Below are 1,271 nucleotides of genomic sequence, written 5' to 3'. Positions count from 1 at the left end.
GGTAATGTGCTGAAAAATGGTTGGTAAGATTTTCGATTTTATTGCATATATTCCCGCATCAGCCCGAAGAGGAACTAGGCTCTGGTGGAGACCAACCTACAAGCAATAGGGTTGATGCTTGAACGGATGTACAAAGGCAGCCTCATTTTAGGGCTGCCTTTTTCTGTACAACCGGTAAGCAGCCATGGCTAAAAAAACTCATTTTTCGTTAGATAGGTAGATGTACCATTTGATGAAGTTGATTCTGTTCCGGATGGTTAATCCACGGTGCAGGTCAAGGTGGTTCTTTAGGTGGCTAAAGAAACCTTCAATGCCGTTGTTGGTGTTGGGGATGCTCGGGTTGGTTATGTAGTGAAACATATTGGGCAAGGCTCTTTTGATGGTGAGGTAGCTCCGTCGGAGCAATTTATGCGTGTACCAGTACCGTCCCGTATCCTGATTGAAGGTTTTTTCGCTCAGGTAGTCCTTGTGCCGATTTGCCCAGTCAACAAACTCTCTTGTCCAGTAGATTCTATCGTTTGCGGTTTTAATCTTTAGTATCTGCAGCACTAGCCCTCGTAGTTCTTGTCCTGCAAGATGTTTGGGGTACCGGGTGAGCCATATGAGGCACATCCGCTGAATGTGGACTAGGCATCGCTGTACAATCACCTCTGGTGCAGCGTCTTTTATGGCCTTCAAAATGCTTTTGTCTCCATCCGTGGTTATGCTTTCCAGGTGCACCCCAAGTGCTAGCAGGTTGCTGATGTCCTCCCGTATCTCACCGTAGTTCTCCCGATCAGAGAAACGGATCAGCTGCGTGTAGCCGTCCAGGTCATCTTGGTAGCAGATCAGGCAGAACTGCTTGAAGTATGTGCCGTCAACCCTGAGGTTCACGCCCTTGCGCTTAATGATCCGAACAGTAGGAGCCTGCGGCAGGATGGCATAGAAGGTGCGCTTTAGGGTGTCAATGGAAAGACCACTATCTCGACTTAATGTCTTGAGCGTCTGACGCTCTAACACCCATCTTCTGAACCAAACAAATCGATTTTTAATGCGCTGTTCGGGGCGATTGCGCGTAAAAAAGACTCCACAACTCTTACATTGAAATCTTTGCTTATTGCCTCTAATTCCCCAACGAATTACCGAGAGGCTACCACAAGCCCAACAGCGTTTTTTTTGAGTTTTTCATAATGCAAAAAAGTTTTATGAAACGAATTTCATAAAACTTTTTCTTATGTCAAGGAGGTTGGGCTTTTTAGAACTTTTCACCAACCATTTTTGCATATTATGCC

1 protein-coding gene is annotated in these 1,271 nt (G+C 45.8%); it reads right to left on the bottom strand.

The genetic code is table 11. The features are described from left to right. Nucleotides 1–198: 198 nt before the first annotated feature. The gene (locus CVT49_16445) at nucleotides 199–873 is read right to left on the bottom strand and encodes a transposase (GenBank protein ID PKK81911.1); all 675 of its coding nucleotides are present in this window, start codon (nucleotides 871–873) and stop codon (nucleotides 199–201) included. Nucleotides 874–1,271 lie beyond the last annotated feature (398 nt).

The organism is candidate division Zixibacteria bacterium HGW-Zixibacteria-1, assembly GCA_002838945.1.
GTDB lineage: Bacteria > Zixibacteria > MSB-5A5 > GN15 > PGXB01 > PGXB01.
The sequence above is the reverse complement of the archived record's forward strand: the minus strand, read 5'-3'. Positions and strand labels throughout refer to the sequence as shown.